General features: G+C 62.2%; 18 protein-coding genes and 1 pseudogene. 15 read left to right on the top strand and 4 right to left on the bottom strand.

What is annotated here, in order from left to right; all coding sequences use genetic code 11:
- The first annotated feature begins 232 nt into the window (after window positions 1–232).
- The 6 genes and pseudogenes from Pan216_RS25945 (at window position 233) to Pan216_RS25925 (ending at window position 5,723) form a co-directional block, all read left to right on the top strand.
- On the top strand, window positions 233–2,017 hold the full coding sequence (locus Pan216_RS25945; protein ID WP_145262809.1) for an ArnT family glycosyltransferase: 1,785 nt from the start codon (window positions 233–235) through the stop codon (window positions 2,015–2,017).
- An 89-nt stretch (window positions 2,018–2,106) separates the two neighbouring features.
- Complete coding sequence (locus Pan216_RS25940; RefSeq protein WP_145262808.1) at window positions 2,107–2,469, top strand: SH3 domain-containing protein; 363 nt, start codon at window positions 2,107–2,109, stop codon at window positions 2,467–2,469.
- 81 nt (window positions 2,470–2,550) lie between these two features.
- A complete protein-coding gene (locus Pan216_RS25935) occupies window positions 2,551–3,189 on the top strand; it encodes a hypothetical protein (protein WP_145262806.1) in 639 nt (212 codons plus the stop codon).
- Between the two features lie 106 nt (window positions 3,190–3,295).
- Window positions 3,296–3,448 (top strand): annotated as a pseudogene (locus tag Pan216_RS25930) (Y-family DNA polymerase); the annotation flags it as partial.
- Window positions 3,449–3,701: 253 nt separating this feature from the next.
- Window positions 3,702–4,070, top strand: coding sequence for a type II toxin-antitoxin system HicB family antitoxin (locus Pan216_RS28620; protein WP_419193012.1), 369 nt, complete (start codon window positions 3,702–3,704; stop codon window positions 4,068–4,070).
- Between the two features lie 453 nt (window positions 4,071–4,523).
- Window positions 4,524–5,723 carry a DNA polymerase IV gene (locus Pan216_RS25925; protein ID WP_145262804.1) on the top strand — a complete coding sequence of 400 codons (1,200 nt, stop codon included), beginning with the start codon at window positions 4,524–4,526 and terminating at the stop codon, window positions 5,721–5,723.
- Between the two features lie 346 nt (window positions 5,724–6,069).
- Here Pan216_RS25925 and Pan216_RS25920 read toward each other — a convergent pair whose 3' ends face one another.
- Entirely contained in the window at window positions 6,070–9,165 is a 3,096-nt protein-coding gene (locus Pan216_RS25920) for a 3-keto-alpha-glucoside-1,2-lyase-like domain-containing protein (protein WP_145262802.1), read from the bottom strand.
- 899 nt (window positions 9,166–10,064) lie between these two features.
- Here Pan216_RS25920 and Pan216_RS25915 point away from each other — a divergent pair.
- Window positions 10,065–11,222 (top strand): XylR family transcriptional regulator, encoded by a 1,158-nt coding sequence (locus Pan216_RS25915; protein ID WP_419193699.1) that lies wholly within the window; start codon window positions 10,065–10,067, stop codon window positions 11,220–11,222.
- Between the two features lie 1,317 nt (window positions 11,223–12,539).
- Here the strand turns inward: Pan216_RS25915 and Pan216_RS25910 are convergent.
- Both Pan216_RS25910 and Pan216_RS25905 read right to left on the bottom strand, forming a co-directional pair.
- Window positions 12,540–13,031 carry a PEGA domain-containing protein gene (locus tag Pan216_RS25910; protein WP_419193011.1) on the bottom strand — a complete coding sequence of 164 codons (492 nt, stop codon included), beginning with the start codon at window positions 13,029–13,031 and terminating at the stop codon, window positions 12,540–12,542.
- A complete protein-coding gene (locus Pan216_RS25905; protein ID WP_145262796.1) occupies window positions 13,028–13,510 on the bottom strand; it encodes a metallophosphoesterase in 483 nt (160 codons plus the stop codon). Before Pan216_RS25905 ends, Pan216_RS25910 begins: the two co-directional genes overlap by 4 nt.
- 326 nt (window positions 13,511–13,836) lie before the next feature.
- Here Pan216_RS25905 and Pan216_RS25900 point away from each other — a divergent pair, with 326 nt between their 5' ends.
- Both Pan216_RS25900 and Pan216_RS25895 read left to right on the top strand, forming a co-directional pair.
- On the top strand, window positions 13,837–14,268 hold the full coding sequence (locus tag Pan216_RS25900) for a PilZ domain-containing protein (RefSeq protein ID WP_419193010.1): 432 nt from the start codon (window positions 13,837–13,839) through the stop codon (window positions 14,266–14,268).
- Window positions 14,269–14,701: 433 nt separating this feature from the next.
- A complete protein-coding gene (locus Pan216_RS25895) occupies window positions 14,702–16,492 on the top strand; it encodes a hypothetical protein (protein ID WP_145262792.1) in 1,791 nt (596 codons plus the stop codon).
- 2,135 nt (window positions 16,493–18,627) lie between these two features.
- Here Pan216_RS25895 and Pan216_RS25890 read toward each other — a convergent pair.
- Window positions 18,628–18,948 (bottom strand): hypothetical protein, encoded by a 321-nt coding sequence (locus Pan216_RS25890; protein ID WP_145262790.1) that lies wholly within the window; start codon window positions 18,946–18,948, stop codon window positions 18,628–18,630.
- Window positions 18,949–19,093: 145 nt separating this feature from the next.
- On the opposite strand from Pan216_RS25890, the gene Pan216_RS25885 reads away from it, so the two are divergent.
- The 6 genes from Pan216_RS25885 (at window position 19,094) to scpB (ending at window position 25,057) form a co-directional block, all read left to right on the top strand.
- The gene (locus tag Pan216_RS25885; protein ID WP_145262789.1) at window positions 19,094–19,774 is read left to right on the top strand and encodes a hypothetical protein; all 681 of its coding nucleotides are present in this window, start codon (window positions 19,094–19,096) and stop codon (window positions 19,772–19,774) included.
- Window positions 19,775–19,932: 158 nt separating this feature from the next.
- Window positions 19,933–20,529, top strand: coding sequence for a hypothetical protein (locus Pan216_RS25880; protein WP_145262788.1), 597 nt, complete (start codon window positions 19,933–19,935; stop codon window positions 20,527–20,529).
- 361 nt (window positions 20,530–20,890) lie between these two features.
- A complete protein-coding gene (locus tag Pan216_RS25875) occupies window positions 20,891–21,772 on the top strand; it encodes an aminotransferase class IV (RefSeq protein ID WP_145262787.1) in 882 nt (293 codons plus the stop codon).
- Entirely contained in the window at window positions 21,769–23,463 is a 1,695-nt protein-coding gene (locus tag Pan216_RS25870) for an alpha/beta hydrolase (RefSeq protein ID WP_145262786.1), read from the top strand. The genes Pan216_RS25875 and Pan216_RS25870 overlap by 4 nt, the downstream gene beginning before the upstream one ends.
- Window positions 23,464–23,746: 283 nt before the next feature.
- On the top strand, window positions 23,747–24,034 hold the full coding sequence (locus tag Pan216_RS25865; protein ID WP_145262785.1) for a hypothetical protein: 288 nt from the start codon (window positions 23,747–23,749) through the stop codon (window positions 24,032–24,034).
- A 153-nt stretch (window positions 24,035–24,187) separates the two neighbouring features.
- Window positions 24,188–25,057 (top strand): SMC-Scp complex subunit ScpB, encoded by an 870-nt coding sequence (gene scpB / locus Pan216_RS25860; RefSeq protein ID WP_419193009.1) that lies wholly within the window; start codon window positions 24,188–24,190, stop codon window positions 25,055–25,057.
- Window positions 25,058–25,436: the final 379 nt, after the last annotated feature.

Raw genomic sequence — 25,436 nt, 5'->3', positions numbered from 1 at the left:
GGGTCTACGACGCCAACGCGCGGCCCGGCGGGCAAGCCGTAGGTCCGGCTGTCCCTGGCTGGGGAAGCGCTGGCGCTGACCGACTCGCGAAGCTGCCGGGGGGAGAGGTCTAGGGGGCATCAGTGCCCAGTTCAACGGTGACGTCTCCGCAGCGAATCGACACAATGGGAAGCTTTGTCGTCGGGGAGATGCAAGTCGGTTGGGAGGGGAAACAGTGCAATCGGGAGGGATCATGACTCTTCGCCAGGGACCGAGCCTGATCATGCATGCCATCACGCTCGGCATCCTCGCGATGGCCTTCCTCTGGCAGACCACCTTGGCCCGGCGTGCGTGGAGTATCACCTTTGATGAGACCTTCTATCTCAACACAGCTCTACAGACCGATCACGATGCTCGGCTCGATCCACGCCTGAGTCAGAACGGGACCGGGGCGCTGCCGGTCCTGCTTGCGAACGTTCCCGCCGCGATGACCGTCGAGCGGACGAGCCGGCCGAGCGAATGGCGAGGCTCGCCCGACGATCCTCCTGTCAACGCGCTCGCTCGGCTGATCAGTTCCCTCCTCGTTGGACTTCCGCTCGTGGTCATCGTCTACACCTGGCTGCTAGTCCGCCGAGGCTATCTCGGCGCGACCATCGGCGGCGCGATGATGGCGTTCTCGCCGACGGTACTCGCACATGCCTCCCTGGCATCGACCGATGCGTGCTTCGCCCTCGCCACGCTGGTGAGCTTGGCCGCCCTCGCGGCATGGTATCGCAAGCCGACGCCTCCACGATTCCTTCTAGCCGGCGCCACCATCGGCCTCGCGATCAGTTCGAAGTACTCGGGAGTCTTCCTCTTTCCCGTTCTCCTGTTCGTGCTGCTCCCGCGCATGTGGGAACGAAGCTCGAGTACCGGTTGGCGGAGGTTCGTCGCGGTCGGGTGGATGACCGGGGCTCGGCTTGTCCTTGTCGCGGCCCTCGCCGGACTGGTCGTGTGGGCGACCGACGGCTTCTCCTTCAGCGGCCCCCTCAAGACCGTTCCCGTGGAGGAGACGCCCGCGAACTCCCCGTGGGTCAAGGTGCTCGGCAATGGTCCGACAGCGAGCTGGATCATGGATGCCGCCCATCGTCGTCTTCAGCGTCCCTCGGTCGTCGCGGCGGTCATCTTTCGATGGTTGCACAACCGACGCGGCCATCCCGCCTTCCTGATGGGGGAGCGCTCGATGGAGGGCTGGCGTTGGTACTTTCCGCTTGCATGGATCGTTAAGAGCACGATCCCCGAGTTTTTGTTGTCGCTGGCGATTGTTCCGCTGCTCGTGGTCGCCCTTCGCTCGAATATCGACGAAGAGGTCGCCCTTGGGCAGACCCGGTTCGTGTGGCTGGTCGCCGGGGGCGTCTTTTGGGTGATGGTATGCATGGCGCGAGTGAACATTGGCCAACGCTACTTGCTGGTGCTCTATCCGCTGACCTTTCTGATCGGCATCGACTTGCTTTGTCTCGTCTGGCGTTGGCGCCAACGTTGGCTGCTGGTTGTCGGTGGGCTGCTCATGACGGCTCAGGTCGCCAGTGCGGTGGCGATCGCCCCTCACTACCTCGCGTACTTCTCGCCCCTCGTTGGCGGTGCTCCCCAGGGACGTCACTACCTCGTCGACTCGAACATCGACTGGGGACAGGATCTGCCCGCGCTGCGATCGGAGCTGGAGCGTCTCGGCTACGATCGGCCCCTGCTCGCCTACTTCGGTTCGGCCGATCCCGAGGGCTACGGTCTCGACGTCACCATGTTCCCGACCGTGGAGGAGGGCCAACTCGATCGCTTCGACGTCATCGCCATCTCCGCATCCAAGCTTCAAGGGGTCTATCCCGACGGTGACCCCTTCGCCCCGTTTCGCGAACTCTCGCCCACGGGGACGGCGGGCTACTCGATCCTCCTCTATGACCTCGCCGATCCTCAAGCCGCCGAGGCCCTCCGCATCGCATGGCGGCGTTACCCGGACGACGAGCGCGCCCGCTACACGGAGATCCAGGACCGAGAGCCGTAAGTCATGGTGTCGCGTGACGGATCGCCTTCGCAGGCTTCCTGGTATACTCTGTCGAATGGATCATGGGGACTGGGCGGAAGGAGCTATCGATGCGTTCGTGGATCGTCTTGGGGTTGATGATCGCGCTGGGGACTGGCTGCGATACCGCGATGCAAGCGCAACGCGAGGAAGAGGCGCGACGAAAAGCGACGGTCAAGAAACTCAAGCAACTCGGCGAAAAGCTGCACGAACAACACACGTCGTTTCCGTCGGTGCTCCCGTTCGCGACGGAGTACTACACCACCGGCCCGCAGCAAGGACGCCCGGCCGACGGCACGTTCCCAGCGGGCACGAAGGTCCGCATCATCGAGAAGTTCGGCAGCTATGTCTTGGTAAAGTCCGAAGGTGGCACCCCGGCCTACATCGCCGCCGACGCCGCCAAGCAGCCAGAGGGCGATACTTCAACACCGTAGGTCAGGCTATTCTGACGAGGGGCGTCGATGTCTCTCTTGTGGCCTATCGATCCGAGACTCGCGATTCGGAAGGAGTTCGAAGTGATCTACCGATGCACGATCACTTCCGTCAGCCTGGTGGTCGTTCTTCTCGCCGGCTGCACTCCCGTTCCGCCCGGGGAGAGACAAGTCCCACGGGTCTCCCGCCGATACCCGCCGGTCACCATCGAAGGGGTGGAAGTCTATCCGGTGCGACTGCCCTCGCTGCAACTCCCCGAGTTTCTGAAGGACCAGGATTCTTACTTCTACTGGGCCACCTGCACGACAAGAGGAGGCCACCTCGAACTTGAGGTCTCGCAAGACGGTCTCTGCCGCATGGTGATCCACACACGAGATCTGGCCACCGGAGTCTTTCACGCTCTGGAGACGACGCGAAGGATGTCGCCGGAACAACAGCAAGAGTTCATGAGCAGCTTGGTCGATCGCGAGGTCTTCGGCCTCCACAACGCCTACGGAACACCGCTCTCGGAATTCCACGAACTGTTTTGTCTCGCGAAGTTCGGCGACCAGTATTGCCAGGTCATGGGCGAAGAGTTCGTTCCGGAAGCGCTCCGCACCTCGCGCGACGAGATCCTTGCCCTCTTCATGGGCGATTCCCTGGAACTCGTCGGTTACCGAACCTATCCAAATGGGAAAGGGAGCGGCCTCCCGGCAATCGTGCGTGAGGTTTGGGGCCGCTAGCAGTCCGTCGATGCAATCGGGCCGTTCGTAGCCCGCAGCGAATAGCCCAACGGGCTGCCAGGCTCGTTGGCGACCTCCGTCGAGGAATGTCGCTACTCCAGAGGAGATGAGGGGGAGGTCGGCGAACCCCAGCGAGTCGAGACTCGAGGTCAAGCCACCCGTGATCATTCACGTCGACATGGATGCCTTCTTCGCATCGATCGAACAGCGGGACTTCCCAGAACTGCGGGGAAAGCCCGTCGTCGTTGGCGGCAGCGCCGAGGCAGTGATGAGGAAAGTTGGCCCCTAAGGGCGCGTTGCCGATCGGTAGGTCGCAAGCTGTTTCGCAGCAACAAGATAGGAGACGGCCGACAAGAGGACAGCACTGCGCAAGCCGTCGCTAGCCATCGATTTCCAATCATGGAAATGCTAGGATTGATTCTGAAACGATATTTCATTTTCCGATAGACATACTAGATTCCGATGGAGGCTGGATGGCGGAATGGACGCCGCGTTTTCGAGGATGGTGGCCAATGAGAAAGCCCATGCGGTTGAACTTTCGTGTCCTAGTCCACCGAAGTGACGAAGGGACGATTCTAGCCCACTGTCTCGATCTCGATTTGATTGGGAGTGGCCACACCATCCGTCAAGCTGTCGATTCGCTCCTTGACGCCATCAAGATCCAGTTCGAAGCATCGATCGAATTCGGAAACCTTGCGAATTTCTTTCGGTCCGCTGACAGCGAGTACATCGAAATGTTTGCGCGCGGCGCGTCGCTGGCCGACGTGGAGTGTCGTCCCAAGCTAGAACCTCTCCAGTCGGCGGAGGATCCGGAGACCACGCTTAAGATCGAGTCGTTCGACTGCCGAGAGTACGAAGACTCTGATCTCGCCATGGCGTAACTCGTGGATCGTCCCCTCACACTCAAGCAACTTCGGAAGATTGCCCGGCGGTACGGCCTTGAAGAAGACACCGCACGTGGGAAGGGATCGCACACGCTCTTCATCGGGTATGTCGGCGACAGAAAATGTTCGTTCCCCGTACCTACCACCCAGAATCCCATTCCACGCCAGTACCAGCGAAGCTTTCGCAAGGCATTTGCTCTCACGCCCGACAACGGTGTCAGCGACGACGAATTCTATGGCGGATGACTCCACCGGCCCGATGCAGAATGAGCAACGCGGATCGGTGTCATAGAAGCGCCGAAACCATGCTCCCATGCGTGGTGGCTATAATAGAATGAGGCCACTCATCGGTCAGGCTGATGTCTGACAACACCAGCATTCTTCCCGTCAGGCGCAAGTCTGACTCACGGCCATGGTGTGTCTTCCGCACCAGCTGAGGTGAGCTTGCCCGTGATCATTCACGTCGACATGGATGCCTTCTTCGCATCGATCGAACAGCGGGACTTCCCAGAACTGCGGGGAAAGCCCGTCGTCGTTGGCGGCAGCGCCGAGGCCAGGGGCGTCGTCTCGGCGGCGTCGTACGAGGCTCGCCCCTTCGGCGTGCACAGCGCCATGCCGATGAGTCAGGCCCTCCGGCGTTGTCCTGGCGCCATCGTGATGCCCGGCCGCTACCACGTCTATCAAGAGGTCTCGCGGCAGATTCGCGACATCTTCTTCTCGGTCACGCCCCTGGTGGAAATGCTCTCGCTCGACGAAGGCTTTCTCGACGTCAAGCGCGTCCCCCTGGCCGGCGGGGACGCGCCGGAGATCGGCAAGATCCTCAAGGCTCGCATCCGGGAGACGACCCAACTCGTCGCTTCCGTCGGCGTCGCCCCCGTCAAGTTTGTCGCCAAGATCGCCAGCGAGCACGGCAAGCCCAACGGCTTCGTCGTCATCACCGCCGAAGAGATGCTGGACTTCCTCGCGACGCTCCACATCAAGCGGCTCTGGGGCGTCGGCCCGACGACGCGGGGGAAACTGGAACGGCTCGGTGTCATGACCGTGGCACAACTCCGCAACCTGTCGAAGGAAGTCCTCCAGCGCCAACTCGGCTCGATGGGGCCGGAGCTGTGGAATCGCTGCCGTGGTATCGATCCCCGGCCGGTCGTCCCGCACGCCAGGCCGAAGCAACTCAGCAAAGAGACCACCTTCGCCCGCGACCTGACCGACGATGTTCAACTTCGCTCGGAACTGCATCTGCTGACCGATCAGGTCGGGATGCGACTGCGATCACAGGGCTATCTCGCGTCCGGCATCACGCTCAAGATTCGCTTCGCCGACTTTCGCACCATCGCCCGCTCGGCCAAGCTGCGGATGCCGACCGATCTTTCGCAGGAACTTTGGAATCAGGCGAGCGAGATCTGGGAAGCCGAACGTGTCCGAGGCATGCCCCCGGTGAGGCTTCTCGGCGTTTCGGCCGGCGGGCTTGTGGAGCCCGAGCAGCGGCAGCTCGACCTCTTCGCGGAGGACGATCACGAGCGAGAGAAGAAGCTCGAAAGCGCCACCGACGCGATTCGCAAGCGTTTCGGCAACGCCTCAATCAAGTCCGCCGACTTTCTCTCCATGAAACCCCGTCCCCGCCACGAACCCAATCGTCCCGTCGAGGATTGATTGTTCCAGGTGTCGCGTGCGATGCCGGGTGCCCCCACGCTCACCGTGGGCATGCTGGGGCGAGGCTCGCGTCAAGATCTCTTGGGTAGCACCGGTTGCTCCGCTACCAACTCTTGGGTAGCACCGGTCGCTCCGCTACCAATTCTCTTGGGTACCACCGGTTGCTCCGCTACCGGTGCGGCGCAGCCGCCGGAGGTCTCGGATGACACGAACGTTCGCCGGATGATGGGCGTTTCCCAAAGGGCCGCTTGCGTCACCGATTGCCCGCCGACGCGCGGCAAGTGGTCCACGGATTCGCATGACCAGATTGACGAGCAATCTGGGCCACCTTTGCAAAACACCCTCATCACTTCTTCTTCTGGGCTTCCAGCATCCGCTTGACACGATCGTTCTCCTTTTGAAGCGCCGCGCCCGTCACCGGCAGGGGAACGAAGTCGGGATCGGCGGTGACGGCTTCCTCCTCGGGAATCTCTCGCAGGCGTAGGTTCCGAAACCAGACATCCTGCCCGTGGTCCTGAAGCCAAAGCCGACCGCCACGCGCGTCGAGATCGGCGCCGCGAATCGTTAGGAGTTCGACCTGCTCGGCCCACTTCGGATCGGAGTAGTCGAAGGACAAGACCCGCTCACCATTGACCCAGTGCTCGATGACGGTCCCCTTGCACTTCACCCGACCGGTGTTCCATTGCCCGAACGGTTTCGTCACGTCCTTCGACGGGGCCATGCAGAAGAAGAGCGAGCCGGCCGACTGCCGGGCGTTCTCGCCGTAGGGGCTGTGGACGTTGTCGAGGACCTGGTACTCGTACTGCTTCGGCCGATAGTAGACCCCCGAGTTACAGCCCTTCGACACCTTCCACTCGAACCGCAGTTCGAAGTCATCCGGCACCAGCGCCTTGGTGTAGGTCAGCGGCCCGCCGCCCCGCACCCGCACGAACGCGCCGTCTTGGATCTCCCAATTCCCCTTGTGCTCCCAGCCGTCGAAGGTCTTTCCGTCATCGAGGGCAACAAAACCTTGGGCCGACTCCTTCGCCGATCGCTCGTTTGGAGCATCGTCGGCCGCGTTGGCCAAGGCATCGGTTTCCGCCAACGCGAAGCGAGTGTTCATGACCGAATGCTTCTCGGGTCCCCCCGCGACCTTGAGGTAGGTCGTCGCGACGATCGTGCCGTTGGGGAGAAGCTCGAGATCGGAGTAACCGCAATCGAAGTTCCCCTCGCCCGGCTTCGTCGAGTCGTCGCGCAGCGCGTTGTGGAAGAGCTTGACGCGGTAGTCGCCCGGCGTCCCGTCGAGGATGTCCTCGACACGCCCCACCCACGCGACGTAGTGCCCGTAGGTCGGACTGGTCATCGCCATGTCGCGAAATGCCACGACCAGACGCCCATCCGGGGTCTGTTTCGCCACGTGTCGATCGCCGGTGAGCGCGGCCGGCAGTTCCTTCGGCTCGGTCCAGCTCACCGCGTTGTCGCGACTGACGGAGTAGAGCGAGTGATACTTGCGGCTGTGCTCACGCAGTAACATCACGAGTTTCCGGCCATTGGGAGAGCGGATGACGCACGGCTGCGACCAGCGACTTGGCACCCGGAGGATGCGGCGACTGCCACTCCATGTGAGCCCGCCGTCGCGCGACTCGCTCTGAATGACGAAGCCGGGTAGATCGCTCCACATCACGAGCCGCTTGCCGTCATCAAAAGAGAGAATCGTCTTCGGCGGTACCTCTCCGTCGACCCCATTGGGGTCCATCGGCGACCATGTCTCGCCGTCGTCCTCGGAGTAGGCCTGATGCATCGGGTAGGGCGGCTTGCCGCCGCGGCTCCAGTCGAGACCATCGGCGAAGCAAAAGAGTCGGGCCGTGCCATCGGGCCCGACGAGGCGGTGAAGGGCGGGCGTATTCGAGGTCTCCGACCAATTCTTGGGCACGTCGAGCGGCTTGCTCCAACTCAGCCCCGCGTCGGTACTCTTCGCGAGCGGACCGATCCAGCGGGCGTGACCGAGACACCAGGCGGCGAACATCGTCTTCCCGTCCGGCAAGAGCACGGTGTCGCAGTGGCCCTGGTAGGTCGAGGGTGTGCCGGCGGCGACCACGGCGTGGCGCTGGCCGTCGGCGGAGAGGTCGACGAGCGGTATGGCGATCTCGCGGCTGACTCCCGGGGTCGGTCCGGCGAAGGTCGGAAGGGGCGCCTCCTTCGGCGTGCCGTTCTCGGGCTGGATCGCGGTGGTGGCCGCGGGTGTCCGCGGTTCGAACTGCCCCGCGTCCTCGAGCTTTCCGAACATGATGCGGTCGGTGGAGCCCTTGTGGTCACTCTGCGAGATGGTTAACCAGATGACACCGTCGTGTTGGTGGAACGTCGGGTACTGAAAGGACTCGGGCGTCTCGAAGCGGTATTTGCGTTCCCACGTCTTGCCGTCGCGCGAGACGTCGATGTTGAAGACGCTCCGCCGACAGCCGTCGATCTGGGTCGCTTCCTGCCAGCCGAGATAGTAGAGATCGCCGAACTTGTCGAAGGTCGGCTTCGAGTTAAGGCCGTTGGGCACAAAGGGCATCTCCTTCGCCTCGGTCCATGTCACACCGTCGTCACTGGTGGTGAAATGGTAGTTCCCCTTGTCGTTGCGGCAGATCGCCATCCACGTGCCATCGGGCAGACGGTTCACGGCGGCCTCGCTCAACGCTTGCGACCGCGGCTCGTTGAAGTGACCGATCACCTCGACCGTCGCGCGATCGTCGTGCATCACCGCCAAAGCGTTCTGCTTGGCGGGAAAGTTGTTGAGCGCGACGTAGGTCTTGCCGTCGAACGTCTTGAACGAGTCGAAGAGATAGAGCCCGAACGCTTTCTCCGGCTTCGTGAACCCTTGCGCCGCGGCGTCGGCATGCAGGTGTCGCGGCTGCATGTCGAAGAGACCGGCGGCGGTCTTGAGCTTTACCTTGTGAATGCTCTCCTCGAACTTCCGCGAACCCAGGTCGAAGTCGCGGTACCAGGTTTGCGCCTGGCGGCGGTTGCCGTCCTCGCTGGCGAAGTAGCAACGGAGGGTCTCCCCGTCGAGCTGTAGGATTCGTGGCACGAAGCAGGCGCCCGGGGGAAGGGTCACGTTCGCGAACGCCTGTTCCGACTTCGCCAGCGGGATCGTCTGTTCGACCTCGAGCGTCTTGAGGTTCACGATCGTCAGGACACAGTACATCCTTCGCCCAGCGCCGTGTCCGGGCTGCACGTCGTTATCGTGCTCGACGATGTAGGCGCGATCTCCCACGCAGACGAACTCCGCGTCGTGGGCTCCTTTGACTTGCGGAGCGGAGACGCGGACGAGCCGCTTCATGACCCGATCGCCCGCCCGCGTCGCGTTCCACCCGGCCGGCAAGAGGGGTGGCCCGCCGTCGGTCTCGGAACGTGGGTTGGCGGCACTCGCCAGCGCCGGGGCAAACATCAAGGCAAGGAGGGCGACGCGTCGTTTCATGGATCACTCCGTTTGGGAAGGCTCGACGGCCGGTGAGCACGTCGGGATTGTCTTATCGCCGACGCGAGAAGTTGACCGAGTAGGAGCGATTATCGAGTCGTCGGGTCGCTGAATCCATTGCCAACATTCTTCAAAGTTTTGCGTGATCTCATCATGTGGCCGTAGACTGCGACGGGGCGAACTTGCAGCTCTGCTCGGTGGCTCATGTTCGCTTCGCGAGCCCAGTTTGACGTAGGGCAGGCCATTTCCTGCCAGTCTCGTCCCTCTCGGGTGCGATGCCGCACGCTTGCGTGGGCAGGCTGGGAGTGAGTTTGGTTTTGAGGATCTTCCGAGTGTCCTGATTGGTTCATTCATTGCCCAAACGACTCTTGGGTGTCGTGCCCACGCTCGCCGTGGGCATGTGGGAAACGCCTGTGATTCGGCGCGCTTCCGCATGATTGAGGGAAGAGGTTTCATGTAGCGAACTAGCCGATCAGGACACTAGGCTCCGTCTCAAAAGTCGGCTCTGGCTTCGGCTGGCTACGTTGCCGCGGGACTTTGTCGGTCTGCATCGACGAATCCAACGGATTCGCCTGTTTCGACCTCCTCGTCCCCCACCAACTCGCTGTGCCTCGGGCCGACGATCAACTTTTGAGACGAAGCCTAGGAGAACGGGAACCATCGCGAAGGTGGCGGCAGGCAAAGGCCTACCCTATTGGGCTTCTCGCTGGCGAAGGGGTCCTCCGATGCTCCCCCTTGTCCAAGGGACACACTTATTGCTCCCCCTTGTCCAAGGGGGAGAAAGAGGGGGGTCGGCGGCAGCCGCTTTCGAGTACTCTTGCGCAATCCTCAAAGGGAAACCTGATCAGCGACCGATGTCCCTCCCCATTCGTGTCGATGGTCACTCTCCGGTGAAGACGATGATCAACCCCGCTCGTGTCGCCGTTCTCGTTGAAACCTCGCGTGGGCACGGGCGGCAGATCATTGACGGCGTCGCACGCTACGCCGCGGAGAAGGGGCCGTGGTCAATTCGGCTCGAGCCCCGCAACCTTCAGGACCCGCCTCCGCGTTGGCTGACCGGTTGGGACGGCGACGGCATCATCGTGCGCTGCGAATCGGCCACGATGGCCAGGGCCGTGCTGGCGACCGGTTTACCGGTGATCGACGTGCGCGGCAGCGTCCCCGATACCGGGATTCCCTTGGTGGGGGTCGACAACGACTCCATCGCGGACGCCGCGTTCGACCACTTTCAGGAGCGCGGGTTTCGGCACCTCGCGTGGTGCGACTTCGTTGGTCGCAAGCGTCTCTGGATCGACCAACGACGCGGGCGATTGGCCCGGCGTACGGCCGACGCCGCCATCTCGTTCGCAACGTTTCCCGTCAGACGCCGGGCGAGGCACGGGGCTTGGTCCCCCCGCGAAATGACCGACCTAAAGGATTGGCTGGCGGGGCTTCCGCGTCCGGTCGGGATTCTCGCCAGTGACGATGAGCAGGCACACACGGTCTTGAACGCCGCTCGACAGTTGCCGTTGCGGGTTCCCGACGATGTCGCCGTGCTTGGGATCGACAACGACGAGATCTTCTGTCGGGCGTCGAATCCTCCCTTGAGCAGTGTCGACGTGAATGCCGTCGCCGTCGGGTACCAAGCGGCCGCGATGCTTGCCCAGCGGATGCGGGGAGGTCGCGTGCCGGCCCGGACCTACCTACCGCCGCGCGGGGTCGTCACGCGTCCGTCGACCGATATCGTCGCGGTGGAGTCCCCCGACGCGGCCGCCGCGTTGCGCTACATCCGCGAGCACGCCTGTCGTCCGATCGACGCGCCGCACGTCGCGGGTTACCTCTCGATCTCGCGCAGCACGCTCGACCGCACCCTGCAGACGGCGATCGGCCAGTCGGCGACCGCGGCGATCATGCAAGTGCGGCTTGCCCAGGTGAAGGCCGACCTCGCCAACACCGACCTTCCGCTCACCGCCATCGCGTCCCGAGCCGGCTTCGCCTCGGCGCAGCATCTCGCCAACCTCTTCCGCGAACGCATCGGCACGACCCCGGGACGCTATCGCCACGAGATGCGCCACTGACCCCCGCGGCGATGGTCCCTCCCTTCGCCACGATGATGCCCGACCGTGTGATACGATGAGGGGCAAGAGTCCCGTCGGGCGGGTGGTGAGTTGTTGCTGCTCCTCATTCCGGGCAGCGATGCCTCACGTTCGCGCGGGGAATTGGAGAGACGGTTAGCTCTTAGGATGGAGTGATTGAAAGCAGTTCGGAATTCACCACCAGGCGGATGGAACGGTGCGGCACCTATACCGGATTGGACTCGGAGCGATGGTTGTCTTTCCCCAATAAGAACACCATATCACGTCTAAGAGCGGGTATTAGCTCAAGGGCCCTAAGAATCGATCCCTTCAGGCTTCGTGGTGGGTTCGTGTGGCGACGATAGACGAACCGGCGCACGTGGAGTCCCGCGGACAGGAAGAACTCTTCGAGTTCGCGGCGACTGTATTCTCGAACGTGTCCCATGTGGCCAATATCTGAGAGCTTTCTCCATTCCGTGGTGAGGGAAGGCCCCGTTCGGCGACAAAAGAGGATTCTCATCAGGTTGCCCGCCGCGAGACCGTTCGGGGTGGTGATCATCAGCGAACTGGAATGGGACATGTATCCCTTCAATGAGTACAGCGTGTCGTAGAGATTGATTCGGCAATGTTCGAACGTCTGGTTGAACACGACGACGTCGAACTCTTGATCTTCGAGGGGGGGGGGCGGACGCTTCGAAATTTGCCGCGATGACGTCGATGCCGAGACGATCAACAAATGTGGAGAACCTACTCGGGTCGAGATCGATGGAGAGGCATCGGGATGAGGGGAGAAGCACGTTGCATAGGTGCTCGAAGATGAAGGGCGCTCCACCGATGTTGAGGACCGATTTCGGGCGCAGCTCTTCGATTTGTCTTACGTCCCAGAATATTCGGTCAAAGTGATTCTCCGTATAGTTCAATAACCAGGACCTTAGGGTCGAATCTTCAACCGAATCCTTGGCGATGTCGATGAACGACTGTTTCAGGTCGGACTTGCACGATTCTTCGTCGGCCATCGGCTCGTTCCATTCATTCCACGTCTTGGTTTGACGGATCTATGGGGAACGTTACCGGTATCACCTTCCACAGTCCACGAAATCCGAGAAACTCGGAGGCGCTGGTTTCTCGAATGCTTTGCCTTCTCCCGCTTCTAGAGAAGGAGGTGATCCCTTCTTGGTTCGCGAGTCGGCTGAGAGCACGAAGGACGCACCCAATCAATGAGCCGTCGCGGCAATCGGCGCACTCCGCTCATGTCGTCGCCCTAGGACTACTCGCCGGGAGTAGCCCTTGATTGTCGCGGGCGGGATCGTTGTGATGGCGCTACGGTGTCAGGGCGGGAACTTGGGGCTCGACTTTGGCGCGTTTGAGGGCTTCTTCGGGCGGATGCTGGCCTTCGAAGCGGACGTCGGCGGCGCGTTGAAGGAGTTCGTCGGAGGGAACCATGACCGACGGTTCCAGCGAGTAGAGGTAGTTGCGCCGGTCGTGGATCTTCCAGGGGACGAGGACTTCGGTCACGAAATCGAGCGGGACGAACTCGTACCAGGGCGTCGAGATCTTCTGGTTGATCGTCTTGGTTTCGTAGCCGTCCTTGACGAGCTTGATTTGTCGATCACCGTAGTAAGTGAACGGAACCGAGACCGGCGAGTGGCCGATCTCCTGGCCGTCGAGGATGACGAGCGAATTCGACGGAATCGTCCGCACCGTCATCCGACGATCGACGCAGCCGAGGCACGCGAGGCCCAAGAGGGCCGCGAGTCCGAACAGGCGGCCCCGAGAAGTCGCGGAACGTGAATCGGCAAACCGTTTGATCATATGTTCAACTCGACGATTTCGGCCTTGAGCGTCTCGGTATCGAGCAAAGCGGCCGTCGCTTTCCCCGTTACCCAGCCGCAACATTCCCCCGGGTTGAGCCAAAGCGATCCTCGGCGCTCTTCGATCGTGACCTGATGCGTATGGCCGAAAATGACCACGTCGCAGTCGGGCACCGGCCGATGGACCACGTCAGGCGGATAGTGATCGAGACTGATCCGCCTGCCCCCAAGTTCGACGAGGATCGGACCATCGACGATGCCGGGTAGGACCGTCTTGAGGCCTGCGCGTTCCCCGTCGTTATTTCCGTAGACCACACTCAGCGGTCCGCCCCATTGCTCGACCAAGAGCTTCGCCGCGAAGGGCGCGATCAGATCCCCCGGATGCAGGACCGCGTCGACGCCTTCCTTTTCGAAGAGCGTCAGCGCCGCCTCGAGCCGGATGAGGTGGTCGTGCGAATCGGAGACGATTCCAAGTTGCATGATGATGAACCCTCGCGGGCGGACGGGGCATACCCGAAGCGCCCAGTCGTGTCAACGGGTCTCCCGGCCGCTGCCGAGAGATCTTTCCGCATGATACTGGGCATCGCCCCGAAAAAGGACAGCTACTCCCGAGCATTAGGAGGGAGTCGCCTCCGAGCGAGGTCGTCTTCAGCTCGGATGAATCGTGAAGGAGGACCCCATTCGCTCGAGTTTCGGCACGAGGCCAATTTACGAGGTATGGTTCGACAACCGCTAGGCTTCTCATGGGGGGCGTCTAGACGGCACTTCATTGTGAATGAATCGCTACTATTGACACTGAGGGCAACGTGGCCGAATCTTTCTCGACACCGAGGAAGGATCCAGCGTCGACCAATCGCTCCCCGGAGGAACTTGTGCCAGATCATTGCGACCACTCGGAGCACCAACGCGGCCCCACCAGGCTCCTCTTCAAGCCAAAAGGCGGGGAAAAACGCCGCCAGGCCGAGCGCATCACCACGCGCCGATCGGTTCTCTTGAGAATTGGCGACGATACGCACCACGTGAGCCTCCTCGATCTTTCGCCCACCGGATCGCGTGTCCTGAATAATGCGCAACTCCCTATAGAAACAAGGGTTGTGATCGACCTTCTCCCGGAGATCACCCTCGACGCCACCATCCGTTGGTGCAAGACCGATGTCGACGGCTTCCAGCTCGGCGTCCACTTTGACGAACCCCTCGCGTTCGAGACAGTCTGGAAGGTCCGCGCCCACCGCGACTGACTCAACGCCCCGCCCCCAGAGACCCTCTTTCGCTCCAATCCCGACCATTTTCGCGCGATCTCGGCCCCAAAACGGACCAAAGTGAACCCGTTTTCCTCCAAAATCACTCCAAAGTGACCCGATTTCGCGCCCAATGGCCTCCCGGCGATGCACCTGGGGAGACAATGACTCCCGCCCTAGCTTCACTGTCTTTCCTGGTTTCCCTGCTCGGCATTCTCTCTGTAGTCCCTCCTGGACCACGCTTGCTCACCTGTCTCTCCGAATTTCGCACTTGAATGATTCTTCGTGAATCAAGCGTCCTGCCGATTTTGCCGATTCCACCAGAAGCGTCACTTCTGTCGCTTTTGACTACTCGTGGTTGACTGCGCTCGCAGCGCGGACTTCCCAGACCAAGACGGCCGAGCGAATGGGCTCCTGACGAAGGACGAAACGGTTGGCAAACGTGACTTCCCTCACCATTTGGTGGCTCCTGTTGGCGGCAACGTCCGATCCGACGACCAGCGCGTCGCTACGGGTGGGCGAACCCTTCCCCGTCGCCACGACGTCGGGGACGCCCATCGTGGTCGATCTCGCCTCGCCTGACGAGGACCGCGACTATCTTGTGGTCGTTGCGTCGATGGCCGACGACTATCAAGCCAGTCGGGTGACGTTTGAACGCTCGACGGTCAGCTCCCCCGATCCGATCGCCGCGAAATCCCTCTCACTCGATGCCGCGTGGCTCGATCGCGTTAAAGGGCTGCGGCTGGCGATGCAGCACCAACGGCAGCAACGCCAACACAACGCCAGCCACGTCGTCGGCCGATTCGCCAATCGCAAGAGCTTTCACCTCTTCGTCAAGGAAGACAACTTTCACGACGTCGACAACTACGTGCTTGTCATTGGGAAGCTCGCGCGGGTTGGCAAGCATTGCCTCATCTACGTCGACGAGGACGACAACCCCGACAAGTTCTCGCAGGAGGTCCTCGACGAAGTCGTCGATACGTTCGACGAGCGCATCCTGCCCAAGGCGCGCGCCACCTTCGGCCACCACCGCGACGTTGATCGCAATGGCCGCTTCACGATCCTCTTCACTCACTGGCTCAGCAATCTCTCCAACGGCAAGGTCTCCCTCGGCGGCTTCGTTCGCGGCGGCGACTTCTTCCGCGACATCGATTCGCCCTACAGCAACCAGTGCGACATGATGTACCTCAACAGCAACCTGACGACGGGTTCGCATCTGCGGACGCTGTTGGCCCACGAATACACCCACGCGATCACCTTTTCCGAGCACGTCTTCGGCGACTACCTCCCGACGCGCAACGGCGAAGACGAGGAGGCATGGCTCAACGAGGCGATCTCCCACCTCGCTGAGAATCTCCTCGGCGACGGCTGGTCGAATCTCGACTACCGCGTGAGCACTTTCCTCAACGCCACCCACCGCTATCCGCTGGTCGTGCCCGACTACTATCGAGCGGGATTGTGGCGCTGTCACGGCTGTCGTGGCGCGACCTACTTGTTCCTGCGATGGTGCGTCGATACCTTCGGCGAGGAAGTGCTTGGCGAATTGACGCAGTCGAACCTCCAGGGGATGGAGAACCTCGAGGTCGCGACCGGCGTTCCCTTCGAAGAGCTCTTTCGCGAGTGGGCGGTCAGCCTCTGTCTCGAGGATCTCTCGCCGCGTCGGGACATGATGCCTAGCCTCGACCTGCGCGGTCGGCTCGATACCCGGCTCTTGGGCGGACCGGCGGCGACGCCGGTGGCGGTGGGCGTGCAGGAGACCGAACTGGCGGCGACCGGTTTTCAGCCCTTCGCGGTCCATGTCCCGCGTGGAACGACGACCCGGTTGCGGATCGACGCCGAGTCGCGGGCGAAGCTGCAAGTCACGCTCGTACGACTGCCGAACGAGTTGCCCCGCGCGAGCCTCCACGTGATGGCTCAGGAGGGCAAGCCCGACAGCGCGATGGTGACGCTCGAGCACGTCGCCGGCGAGGAAGTGACGTGGGAACGGCTCACGTATGAGCGCCGAACCCTGCCCCGTGTCGGCTGCACTTCCGAGGCGAAGCGGGCCGAACTCGTCGCCGCTGAGGAGTTGTGGGAGCGAACCGCGACGCGTTGCGGTGATCGCCTCGTCAGCGACCCGGTCGATCTCTCCTCGATCGAGCCCGGTGAGTTGGCCTTCAAACTCGTCGGCCGCGATGCCCAAGGCCGCCGCGTTACCGCCTGGGGCCGGTTCGACTCACGGTAAGCGTTCGCCTCTTCTTCGGCTACCCCCCCCCCTGGGCGGCCAGCCAGGAGAACGATGACAACACCCCCGCAAGGCTACCCCCGGTTGATTCAACCGGGGCCGACGCAGTCGGTGGGAAGTCTCGAGGAGAACCGCCGTCCACGAGAGCGCATTCGTTTGGACCGCAGGCCATCGTTGGCGCAAGAGGCCGTTGGAAAAATGTCCATCAACCGACCGATGGTCGCGTCATCCGAGACTTCTTGCGGCTGCGCCGCACCGGTAGCGAAGCAACCGGTGCTGGCCGGGAGTTGGTAGCGGAGCAATCGGTTCGGGCCGGGAGTTGGTAGCGAAGCAACCGGTGCTGGCCGGGAGTTGGTAGCGGAACAACCGGTGCTGGCGGAGCGAACGACGACAACACCCCCGCAAGGCTACCCCCGGTTGATTCAACCGGGGCCGACGCAGTCGGCTGGAAGTCTCGAGGAGAACCGCCGTCCCACGAGAACGCATTCGTTTGGACCGCAGGCCATCGTTGGGGCAAGAGGCCGTTGGAAAAATGTCCACCAACCGACCGATGGTCGCGTCATCCGAGACTTCTTGCGGCTGCGCCGCACCGGTAGCGAAGCAACCGGTGCTGGCCAGGAGTTGGTAGCGGAGCAACCGGTGCTGGCGGAGCGAACGACGACAACACCCCCGCAAGGCTACCCCCGGTTGATTCAACCGGGGCCGACGCAGTCGGCTGGAAGTCTCGAGGAGAACCGCCGTCCCGCAAGACCGCGTTCGTTTGGACCGCAGGCCATCGTTGGCGCAAGAGGCCGTTGGAAAAATGTCCATCAACCGACCGATGGTCGCGTCATCCGAGACTTCTTGCGGCTGCGCCGCACCGGTAGCGGAGCAACCGGTGCTGGCCGGAGCGAACGACGACAACACCCCCGCAAAAGGCTACCCCCGGTTGATTCAACCGGGGCCGACGCAGTCGGCTGGAAGTCTCGAGGAGAACCGCCGTCCCGCAAGAACGCATTCGTTTGGACCGCAGGCCTTCGTTTGGGTGGCGCAGATTGGTCCGCTACCAACCCTTTCAACATCGGCTCGCGTTGAATCGAACAAGATGATTCAGGGCGCAACGTCCCAAAGCGACGCAGGTTGTGATACCTGTCTTGACGCGCTGTCTCCGATTGACTGCATCCCCTCTTTCTTATGCCGCGAAGCGGCAGCGGTCAGTAGCCAGGGGTGGCAACCCCTGGAAAAGAAGCCGTTCCCTTCACGAAGCCCCGAAGGGGCGCAGGTCGTTCGAAGGTTACCGTCGCCACCTTCGGGGCTCGATCCAAATCCTTCGTTCACCAGGGGTTGTCACCCCTGGCTACTGACCTGCGCTGCTCCGCAGCTGATGCATTGCCGATCTAATTCCCCAATTCTCCGGGGGTGACCCCCCCTTCCGTGGTGACGTTGAAAGGGTTGATTGGCGAGCAGTCTTGGCGTGCGAACCCGTGGACCGCTCGTCGCAAGCAGTCGTTGGGGCAAGAGGCCGTTGGAAAAATGTCCATCAACCGACCGATGGTCGCGTCATCCGAGACTTCTTGCGGCTGCGCCGCACCGGTAGCGAAGCAACCGGTGCTGGCCAGGAGTTGGTAGCGGAGCAACCGGTGCTGGCCGGACGTTGGTAGCGAAGCAACCGGTGCGGGCCGGACGTTGGTAGCGAAGCAACCGGTGCTGGCCGGACGTTGGTAGCGAAGCAATCGGTGCGGGCGGAGCGAACGACGACAACACCCCCGCAAGGCTACTCCCGGTTGATTCAACCGGGGCCGACGCAGTCGGTGGGAAGTCTCGAGGAGAACCGCCGTCCCACGAGAGCGCATTCGTTTGGACCGCAGGCCTTCGTTGGGGCAAGAGGCCGTTGGAAAAATGTCCATCAACCGACCGATGGTCGCGTCATCCGAGACTTCTTGCGGCTGCGCCGCACCGGTAGCGAAGCAACCGGTGCTGGCCAAGGAGTTGGTAGCGAAGCAATCGGTGCGGGCCGGGAGTTGGTAGCGAAGCAACCGGTGCTGGCCGGACGTTGTTAGCGAAGCAATCGGTGCGGGCCGGGAGTTGGTAGCGAAGCAACCGGTGCTGGCCAAAGAGCTGGTAGCGAAGCAATCGGTGCTGGCCGTATGGTGCACTTAGTGTTCGATCTGCATCCACTCGGGAGGGACGGCTTCGTAGCGGGAGTAGGTGTCGTCGCGGTCGATCGGTTCGTGGTCGATGCCGGCGGTCGTCATCTCCTGCTCGAGCAGATCGAGCACCGACTCCTCGGCGAGGTACTGACGCGTGAACTGGTTGCCCACTTTCTCGAATTCGGTGCTCTCGGCGATGACGCTTTCGAAGGGCTCCTTGTAGGCGCGAAGCATGTGCGTCCAGAAGTCGATCAGCCGGGCCGAGAAGTCGGCCTCCGCCTCGTCGGCCTTGGACTGCACGGTGACACAAACCAATTCTTCATCCACGTCGCTTCTCTCCCGAAACAATGCCATCGCTAGCCGGTGAAGGGCCGTTTCCACGTCGATCGCATGTCGGACGTGGGGCCCGAAATCGGGCACGTGCTCGAAGTGGGTGATTCCCACGAGGCCGCCTGCCCCTTATCATGAAGGTATGGTAGAGCAATCCAACGATCCGTCGCCGCGACGCCTTTTTCCGAAGAGTCAGGCACAGCGTGCCCTGGTCCTGTTTCGCGCCTTCTCCGTCGCGATGTTTGCCGCCAGCAGCTTTGGGCTGCTCGCGTTCCTCTCGCAGGGCGAAATGGTCGCCTCCCACCTTTTCTATGACGATCATCGCGCCGCCGAATCGAACGCGGTCGAGGCGGGGCTTTTTTGTCTCGCCCCGCTCTTCGCGATCGCCCTCTTTTCGGAGGTGCTGATCGCGATTTTGCTGCGCGACGGTTGGAAGTGGATGAGCTGCAAGTGGCTCGTCCCGATGACCGCGGCGGTCATCTCCGCGGGGCTGGCGTGGTATCTCTTCGAGCAACCCTTCGTGGGGCCGAAGCAGACGATGCTCGTCGCGGGGGGCGGTTTGGTCGGGTTCTTGAGCGCGGCGCTGCAGGTGGTCTTTCGGGACTCCCTTGATGAGGAGGAGGATCGCCATCAGGACTTCCCGTTCGCGTGGTATCTTGCCCTCGTGGTCCTTTCGGCGACGTTCTTTGGAGCCATGCGGGGATGGGTGCGCGGGAACCCGAAATATGAAATTATGTTGAATCGCCAGGCCGACATTCAGCGGAAAGATGCGGGCGATTCGCCATTGAACGGGCAACCGGTCGAATCTCCGTGGGTTTGGTGACTTGAGCATCCCCCAATCGTGACGTAGGATTCCCACGGACCGTTTTCTCTGGCAACCGGTGCGCCGTGTTGCTGCTTGCGCCAGGACGAGCTCAAGCCGCTCGAACGCGACAATGGAGTCCGTTGTCAACCCCTGGGACCAGTGAGGGGATTTCCGCCATGAGTCGTGTTGGCTCCACGGGCGCTTCCGACCAGTTGCAACAGCTCGCCGCGATCCTTGGACGTCAATCGGTCCGCCCCACGACCGAAACGCCCGTGGCGCTACCCGAACCAGCGAAGAACCTCGCTCCCTTGGATTCCTCCTTCGAGGACGATTTCGAGGAGAGTGATTCCTCTTCCGAGGTGGTCACGTCGTTCCCGAACCGACTTACCGCCGACGGACCGACCGAACGGGACCCGAACTCCCTCGAGAAAGTCTTCGAGCGAATCGGCGAAGAGATCGATACCAGCGTCGAGGCCAATCGCGAGGATGTCGCGCGACGGATCTCCGAGTTAGTCGATCAGTTCGAACAACTGCTCGTTCGCATCGACGAGATCGTCGATGACCGCGACCCGGAAAGCCGGACGCAAGGAGCTGCGAGCGTGCTCGAATCGCTTCTGGGCAGTGCCGACGGCTTGCTCGATCACTTGCTCGAGTCGACCAGTTCGCTGATCGAGTCGCCGAGCCAAGGGGCTGAGACCTCGTCGCCGAGCAATCCCGCCGACCGTACGGGGGATCTTCCCCTGGTTCAACGAGGGCTGAACGTGGTTCTTTAGGAGGTGGCTCAAGACCTCCTGAGATACCGGATAGACCGAACGCGCCGCCTCGGTCGGCCCTTCCTCCTATTCTCCCAGTTTATCTCTCCTAGCTGTTTTGCCAGGCGTTCACGGACCCCTTATACTGAGCACTCATCGCTTCCCGGATACCTCCGGTGGCAGGAGAGGTTGCCGCGGTGATGGGCGAAGGAAGTTATGGCCATGCGTTCGGCGCGATGGACGGTTGACGTCGTCGAGCGAGTAAGTAGCTCGATAGGACGGCGACCGCCGCTGTCCGTGATGAGTTTGTTCGCTTTCCGCGGGCTTGGCGGCGTTTCGCGTCCTCGTTGGAAAAGCCATCTCAGTCCTCGCGGAGAGTCCCTTGTCGAGCACACCCTTGGCGAACTGGAACGGCGACGAGATGCCCCTGGACCAGGTCCGGGTCTCAGTGCTCGATCGGGCTTTCCTCTTTGGCGATGCGGTCTACGAAGCGATTCGCGTCTATTCGGGCCGCGCCTGGCTCCTTGGGGAACATCTCCAGCGGCTTCGGCACAGCCTGAAGGAAGTTCAGATCGTCGCGGATGTCGATCGGCTTCATGAGCGACTCGCGCGAACGCTTGCCAATAGCGACGTCCAAGAGGGCGTGATCTACATTCAGGTCACCCGAGGCGAAGCGCCGAGACGGCACGCCTTCCCGAAGGAACCGGTCACGCCCAACGAACTGATTTACATCAAGGAAGTCGAGCCATCGCCGACGGCCGCCGGGGAGCCGAGGCCCGGGATGCGGGTGGTGACCTTTCCCGACTGGCGCTGGAAGCGCTGCGACATCAAGTCGACCAACTTGCTCGCCAACTGTATTGCCGCCGAGCATGCCGAGGTGAACGGCTGTGACGAGGCGATTCTCGTTCACCACGATGGAAGCGTTTCGGAGGGGTCGCGTTCGAGTCTCTTCGCGGTCCGGGCCGGGGCCCTGCTGACCGCGCCGGCCGACGAGTCGATCCTTCCCGGGATCACGCGCCAGTTGGTCTTTCGGCTGGCCGACCGCATTGGCCTTCGTGTGATCGAGGAAGCGGTGCGTCACGAGACGCTGACGCAGCTCGACGAACTATTCCTGACCGGTACGACCACGGAAGTCGCCGGCATCATCGACGTCGACGGCAGACCGATCGGCGATGGGACCACGGGACCGGTGACCGCCGCCCTGCAAGACGCCCATCACCGCGCCGTCCAAGAGTGGCTTGCCACGGGGGCTACGATCGTATGAGCGCCATCGCTCGTCATGTCTTCCACTATCGCTCCTCCATCGATGGGACGGAACAGCCCTACGTCGTCTGTGCTCCTGAGGAGAGGTCTCCCGAACCGCTGCCCGTCGTGTTCCTGCTTCACGATGTGCTCGAGACGCCGACGCCGAGCGAGTTTACCGAGCACGCCCTTCGTGAAGCGTCGATTTGGCTCCCCGACTTGGAGGCGGGCCGTTGCCCGATCTTCGTGCAGCCCTTCGGGCGCGGCAACGGCGGTTGGCTCGGCGTGGGGGCGCGAGATTTGTTCGATGTCTGGAATGAGCTGAAGACCCAGTTCCCCTGCGAGGAGAACGCGGTGAGCTTGCTCGGCGTCGGCGCCGGAGCGACCGGGGCGCTGCAGTTGGCGAGTTGGTATCCCGACTGTTTTTCGGCGGTGGCCAGTATCGGCGCGTGGACGGACGATCGCCAGGACTTGCCACTGGGAGCGTCGGGGCGTGATCATTGGGAGCGGGGCCAACGCCAAGCGATGAACCCGATCGAACTGGTGACCAATCTTCAGGGAATCGCGTTGCATCTGGAGCATCCTTGGTGGTTTCAGGGCGTCGGGGGGACACCGTCGCCGGCCCACTTGGACGCCCTTCGCAAAGCGCTCGACAAGGAAAAGATCGCCTACCGGGAGGGGGCGAGCGCTCCGTCGTTGGGAGGGACGCTCGACGCTCCGGCCGATCGCGCCGGCACGCTCAATTGGCTCACGGGACATCGCCGCAACGAGCAGCCCAACGCGTTTAGCTTCTCGACCTACACCCTGCGTTCGTCGACTTGCCGCGGCGTGCGGATCGGACGGCTTTCGCGTCCGGGCAAGCTCGCGAGCGTGACCGGAAAACTTGGCCGCAAGAAGATGCGTTTGACGACCGACCGCGTCGATGCTCTTTCGGTCGCCTTCCCAATCCGCGGGACCGAGGATTCCCTGACGATCGACAAGCAAACGATCCCCAGCCCCGGCAAGCGACACCTCAAGAGTGGACGCGTCTGGGTCTATCTCGAACGACTCGGGCGAAAGTGGGAGGTGGTCGGTAACGGCGAGGAACCCGATCCGCAAGAGGAGGTGGGGAGTCAGCCGATCAAGTCGCCCACGTTGCCTGGTCCGGCCATGGACCTGCGTTGGGACCGCGTCCTGTTTGTCCCGGGGGGGCTGGGCGACGAGGTCGAAACGAGGACCCTCGGGCTCTTCGCCGAGGAACTGCGAGATCGCTGGGTCAGTGGCGAGGACTCGGTCGCACAGCATCCGGGCGATCGATCGGTCGCGATCGACTATCCGATCAAGAGTGATGCCGAGGTAAGCGACGAAGACCAGGCAAGTCACCATCTCGTCCTGCTCGGTACCCCGAAGAATCACCTCTTACTGGCTCGCTATCGCAGCGCCCTGCCCTGTAAATGGAAGAACGTCGAGAAGGCGAGTGATCCGGCGCTGCCGTTGCCGTTTCGGCTCGGCAATCGCAGCTACGATGATCCCCGCGACGTGGTCTTCTTCTGCTGTCCCAACCCGGGCCACCCCGACCGCTATCTGTTGATCATCAGTCCGACGACGCTCGCGGGCTTGGCCCACGCCGCGAAGGTGCAGACCGCGTTCCTGCCTGACTATCTCGTCCAGCGAGGACGGCGTGTGCTCGATTGGGGCTACTTCGGGGCGGATTGGCAGATTCCACTCGTGTAAAAATTGCTCCCGCTCTTGAAAGGGTGGGAAAAGCTCAAGTCCCGGCCGCGGCGGTCCTCGTGAGTCGCCAGTATGCGGAAGTTCTTGTTGTTCCGTATGTTGCGGCAGGGGAAGTGTTGGCCGACGGGTGGGTCGGTCGCCACTGGCATGACATCTGCTAACTTGGTCGAGCCCAACATTGATCGACCCCATTGCTGAAGTCACTACTCCGAGTGCGAGCGACGATTCGTCGGGGCCAGGAAGGCCGGGCGTTCGAGTCGCGACGAGAAGGAAGGATTCCACCGTGGGCCACGATCAACTCATCAGTCTTTTGTCGTTCACCCTTCAGATCGCCGCTTGGGTCATGCTCGGCTTCACCAAGCTTCCCCCGAGCCCCCGGTTGGGCCTTATTGGTCGTCGCCTTCTCGTCGTCGTCCTGATCTGTCTCGGTGGAGTCACCCTCGCCGCCGCGTCGAGCCAAGACAGCTCCGCGTTGACCTCGGGCGCGACGATCATCCTCGTCGCCCTCTGGACGATCGAAGACGCCACCCACGATCGCCAGGCCGATCCCTACGCCCTTGCCGAAGCCTAATTCGTCGGCTGTTGCCCCATTTGGATGCCGCGGACCGCTCGCCAGCGAGTGACAGTGGCCTGGGGCTTTCTCGGCTTCCGAAGTCGGTTCCGATAACATGCACTTGTTGGAGCGAAGCCCAAGAGGAACGACGCGGATCGACGAGCCGGGTGCATGAATAGGCGACATTCATCATGGAACGCCATCCGCCCGGGTGTCGCGGCGGCCTGGCGAACGCGAATGGGCCAGGGAGGACATCTCCTCGCCGGACGAGTCGTCTCGGCCTCGACGACGCGCCACGTGCCCCGCCGGAAGAAGCTCGATCGCTCACCCGCCCTGGCGAATGTCGAATCGCTGTTGCTCGCCTTCGAAGATCCTCTCTCACCACGAAAACTGACAAAGCTCGCCGGTCTGCCGGATGTGGGCGAGACCCGCCGCATGATCGCGATGCTCAATGAGTACTATCGCCTCGATGGCTCGGCGTTTTACGTCGAGGAACTGGCGGGCGGTTACCAACTTCTCACTCTTCCCCAACTGCGTCCGTGGCTCGATCAACTTCTCGAGTCTCGAGACGAATTGCAACTCAGCGGGCCACAACTCGAAACGCTCGCGATCATCGCTTACCGCCAGCCGATTGGCCGGGCGGACATCGAGGCGATTCGCGGTGTCCAAGTGGGCGAGATCCTTCGCCAGTTGATGGACCGCAACTTGATCAAGTTCGACGGTCGGGAGGAGACCCTCGGACGCCCCTACCTCTACGGCACGACGAAGCCGTTTCTGCAGACCTTCGGGCTCCGCAACTTGCACGAACTTCCCCTGGTCGAACTCCTCGCCCGCCCCCAGTCCAAGAAGGAGGAAGAAACGCCAGAAGAGGACGAGCAGGACGAGACCGAGTCAACGGACGAAAACGCCAGCGACGATGATGAGAATTCGGAGCAGGTCGCCGGCGAGGGGCCCGATACCGAGGACGAATCGGACGAGGAAAGCGACGGCGAGTTCGATGAGGACATGGACGCTGAGGAAGAGGACGGCGAAGAGGAGTGAGACGGCCTCGATGATCGTCGCGGGACCTGGTCTCCAAAGTCCTGGGTGAGCGTGGGCTACTTTCGGGCCTCGGATGGTCGGTTGATTGGGGACGACATGGGAAGACGCCCAACGAAACGGTGGCCGACGACGCAGAAGTCGACAGGGGCGGCGAAGAGAACGTCGATGCTATCGGCGACCACAAAATGGAACGAGTTGGCAAAGTGAGTCAAGCGGAAAGAAGCGGACGCCGATTTCCCGGGACAAGCTTCGGCGAGAGTGCTGGATTTTTGCCGCCACACTTGCTTAAGTATTACTGAATAGCCGGACGGGACGCGAAGGTGCGCCGTCCGGTTTTTGTGTCTGTGCGTACTTGCTGTCCGTCTTTGCCAAGGGCGAA

The sequence above is a fragment of the Kolteria novifilia genome, assembly GCA_007748055.1.
GTDB classification, from domain to species: domain Bacteria; phylum Planctomycetota; class Planctomycetia; order Kolteriales; family Kolteriaceae; genus Kolteria; species Kolteria novifilia.
The sequence above is the reverse complement of the archived record's forward strand: the minus strand, read 5'-3'. Positions and strand labels throughout refer to the sequence as shown.

Bases quoted from the DNA above. Each gene is read 5' to 3' on its own strand.
- Pan216_RS25920 (WP_145262802.1), bottom strand. From the start codon at position 9,165: ATGAAACGACGCGTCGCCCTCCTTGCCTTGATGTTTGCCCCGGCGCTG.
- Pan216_RS25870 (WP_145262786.1), top strand. From the start codon at position 21,769: ATGAGCGCCATCGCTCGTCATGTCTTCCACTATCGCTCCTCCATCGAT.
- Pan216_RS25880 (WP_145262788.1), top strand. From the start codon at position 19,933: ATGAGTCGTGTTGGCTCCACGGGCGCTTCCGACCAGTTGCAACAGCTC.
- Pan216_RS25885 (WP_145262789.1), top strand. From the start codon at position 19,094: ATGGTAGAGCAATCCAACGATCCGTCGCCGCGACGCCTTTTTCCGAAG.
- Pan216_RS25905 (WP_145262796.1), bottom strand. From the start codon at position 13,510: ATGCAACTTGGAATCGTCTCCGATTCGCACGACCACCTCATCCGGCTC.
- Pan216_RS25940 (WP_145262808.1), top strand. From the start codon at position 2,107: ATGCGTTCGTGGATCGTCTTGGGGTTGATGATCGCGCTGGGGACTGGC.
- Pan216_RS28620 (WP_419193012.1), top strand. From the start codon at position 3,702: ATGAGAAAGCCCATGCGGTTGAACTTTCGTGTCCTAGTCCACCGAAGT.
- Pan216_RS25910 (WP_419193011.1), bottom strand. From the start codon at position 13,031: ATGATCAAACGGTTTGCCGATTCACGTTCCGCGACTTCTCGGGGCCGC.
- scpB (WP_419193009.1), top strand. From the start codon at position 24,188: ATGAATAGGCGACATTCATCATGGAACGCCATCCGCCCGGGTGTCGCG.
- Pan216_RS25915 (WP_419193699.1), top strand. From the start codon at position 10,065: ATGATCAACCCCGCTCGTGTCGCCGTTCTCGTTGAAACCTCGCGTGGG.
- Pan216_RS25945 (WP_145262809.1), top strand. From the start codon at position 233: ATGACTCTTCGCCAGGGACCGAGCCTGATCATGCATGCCATCACGCTC.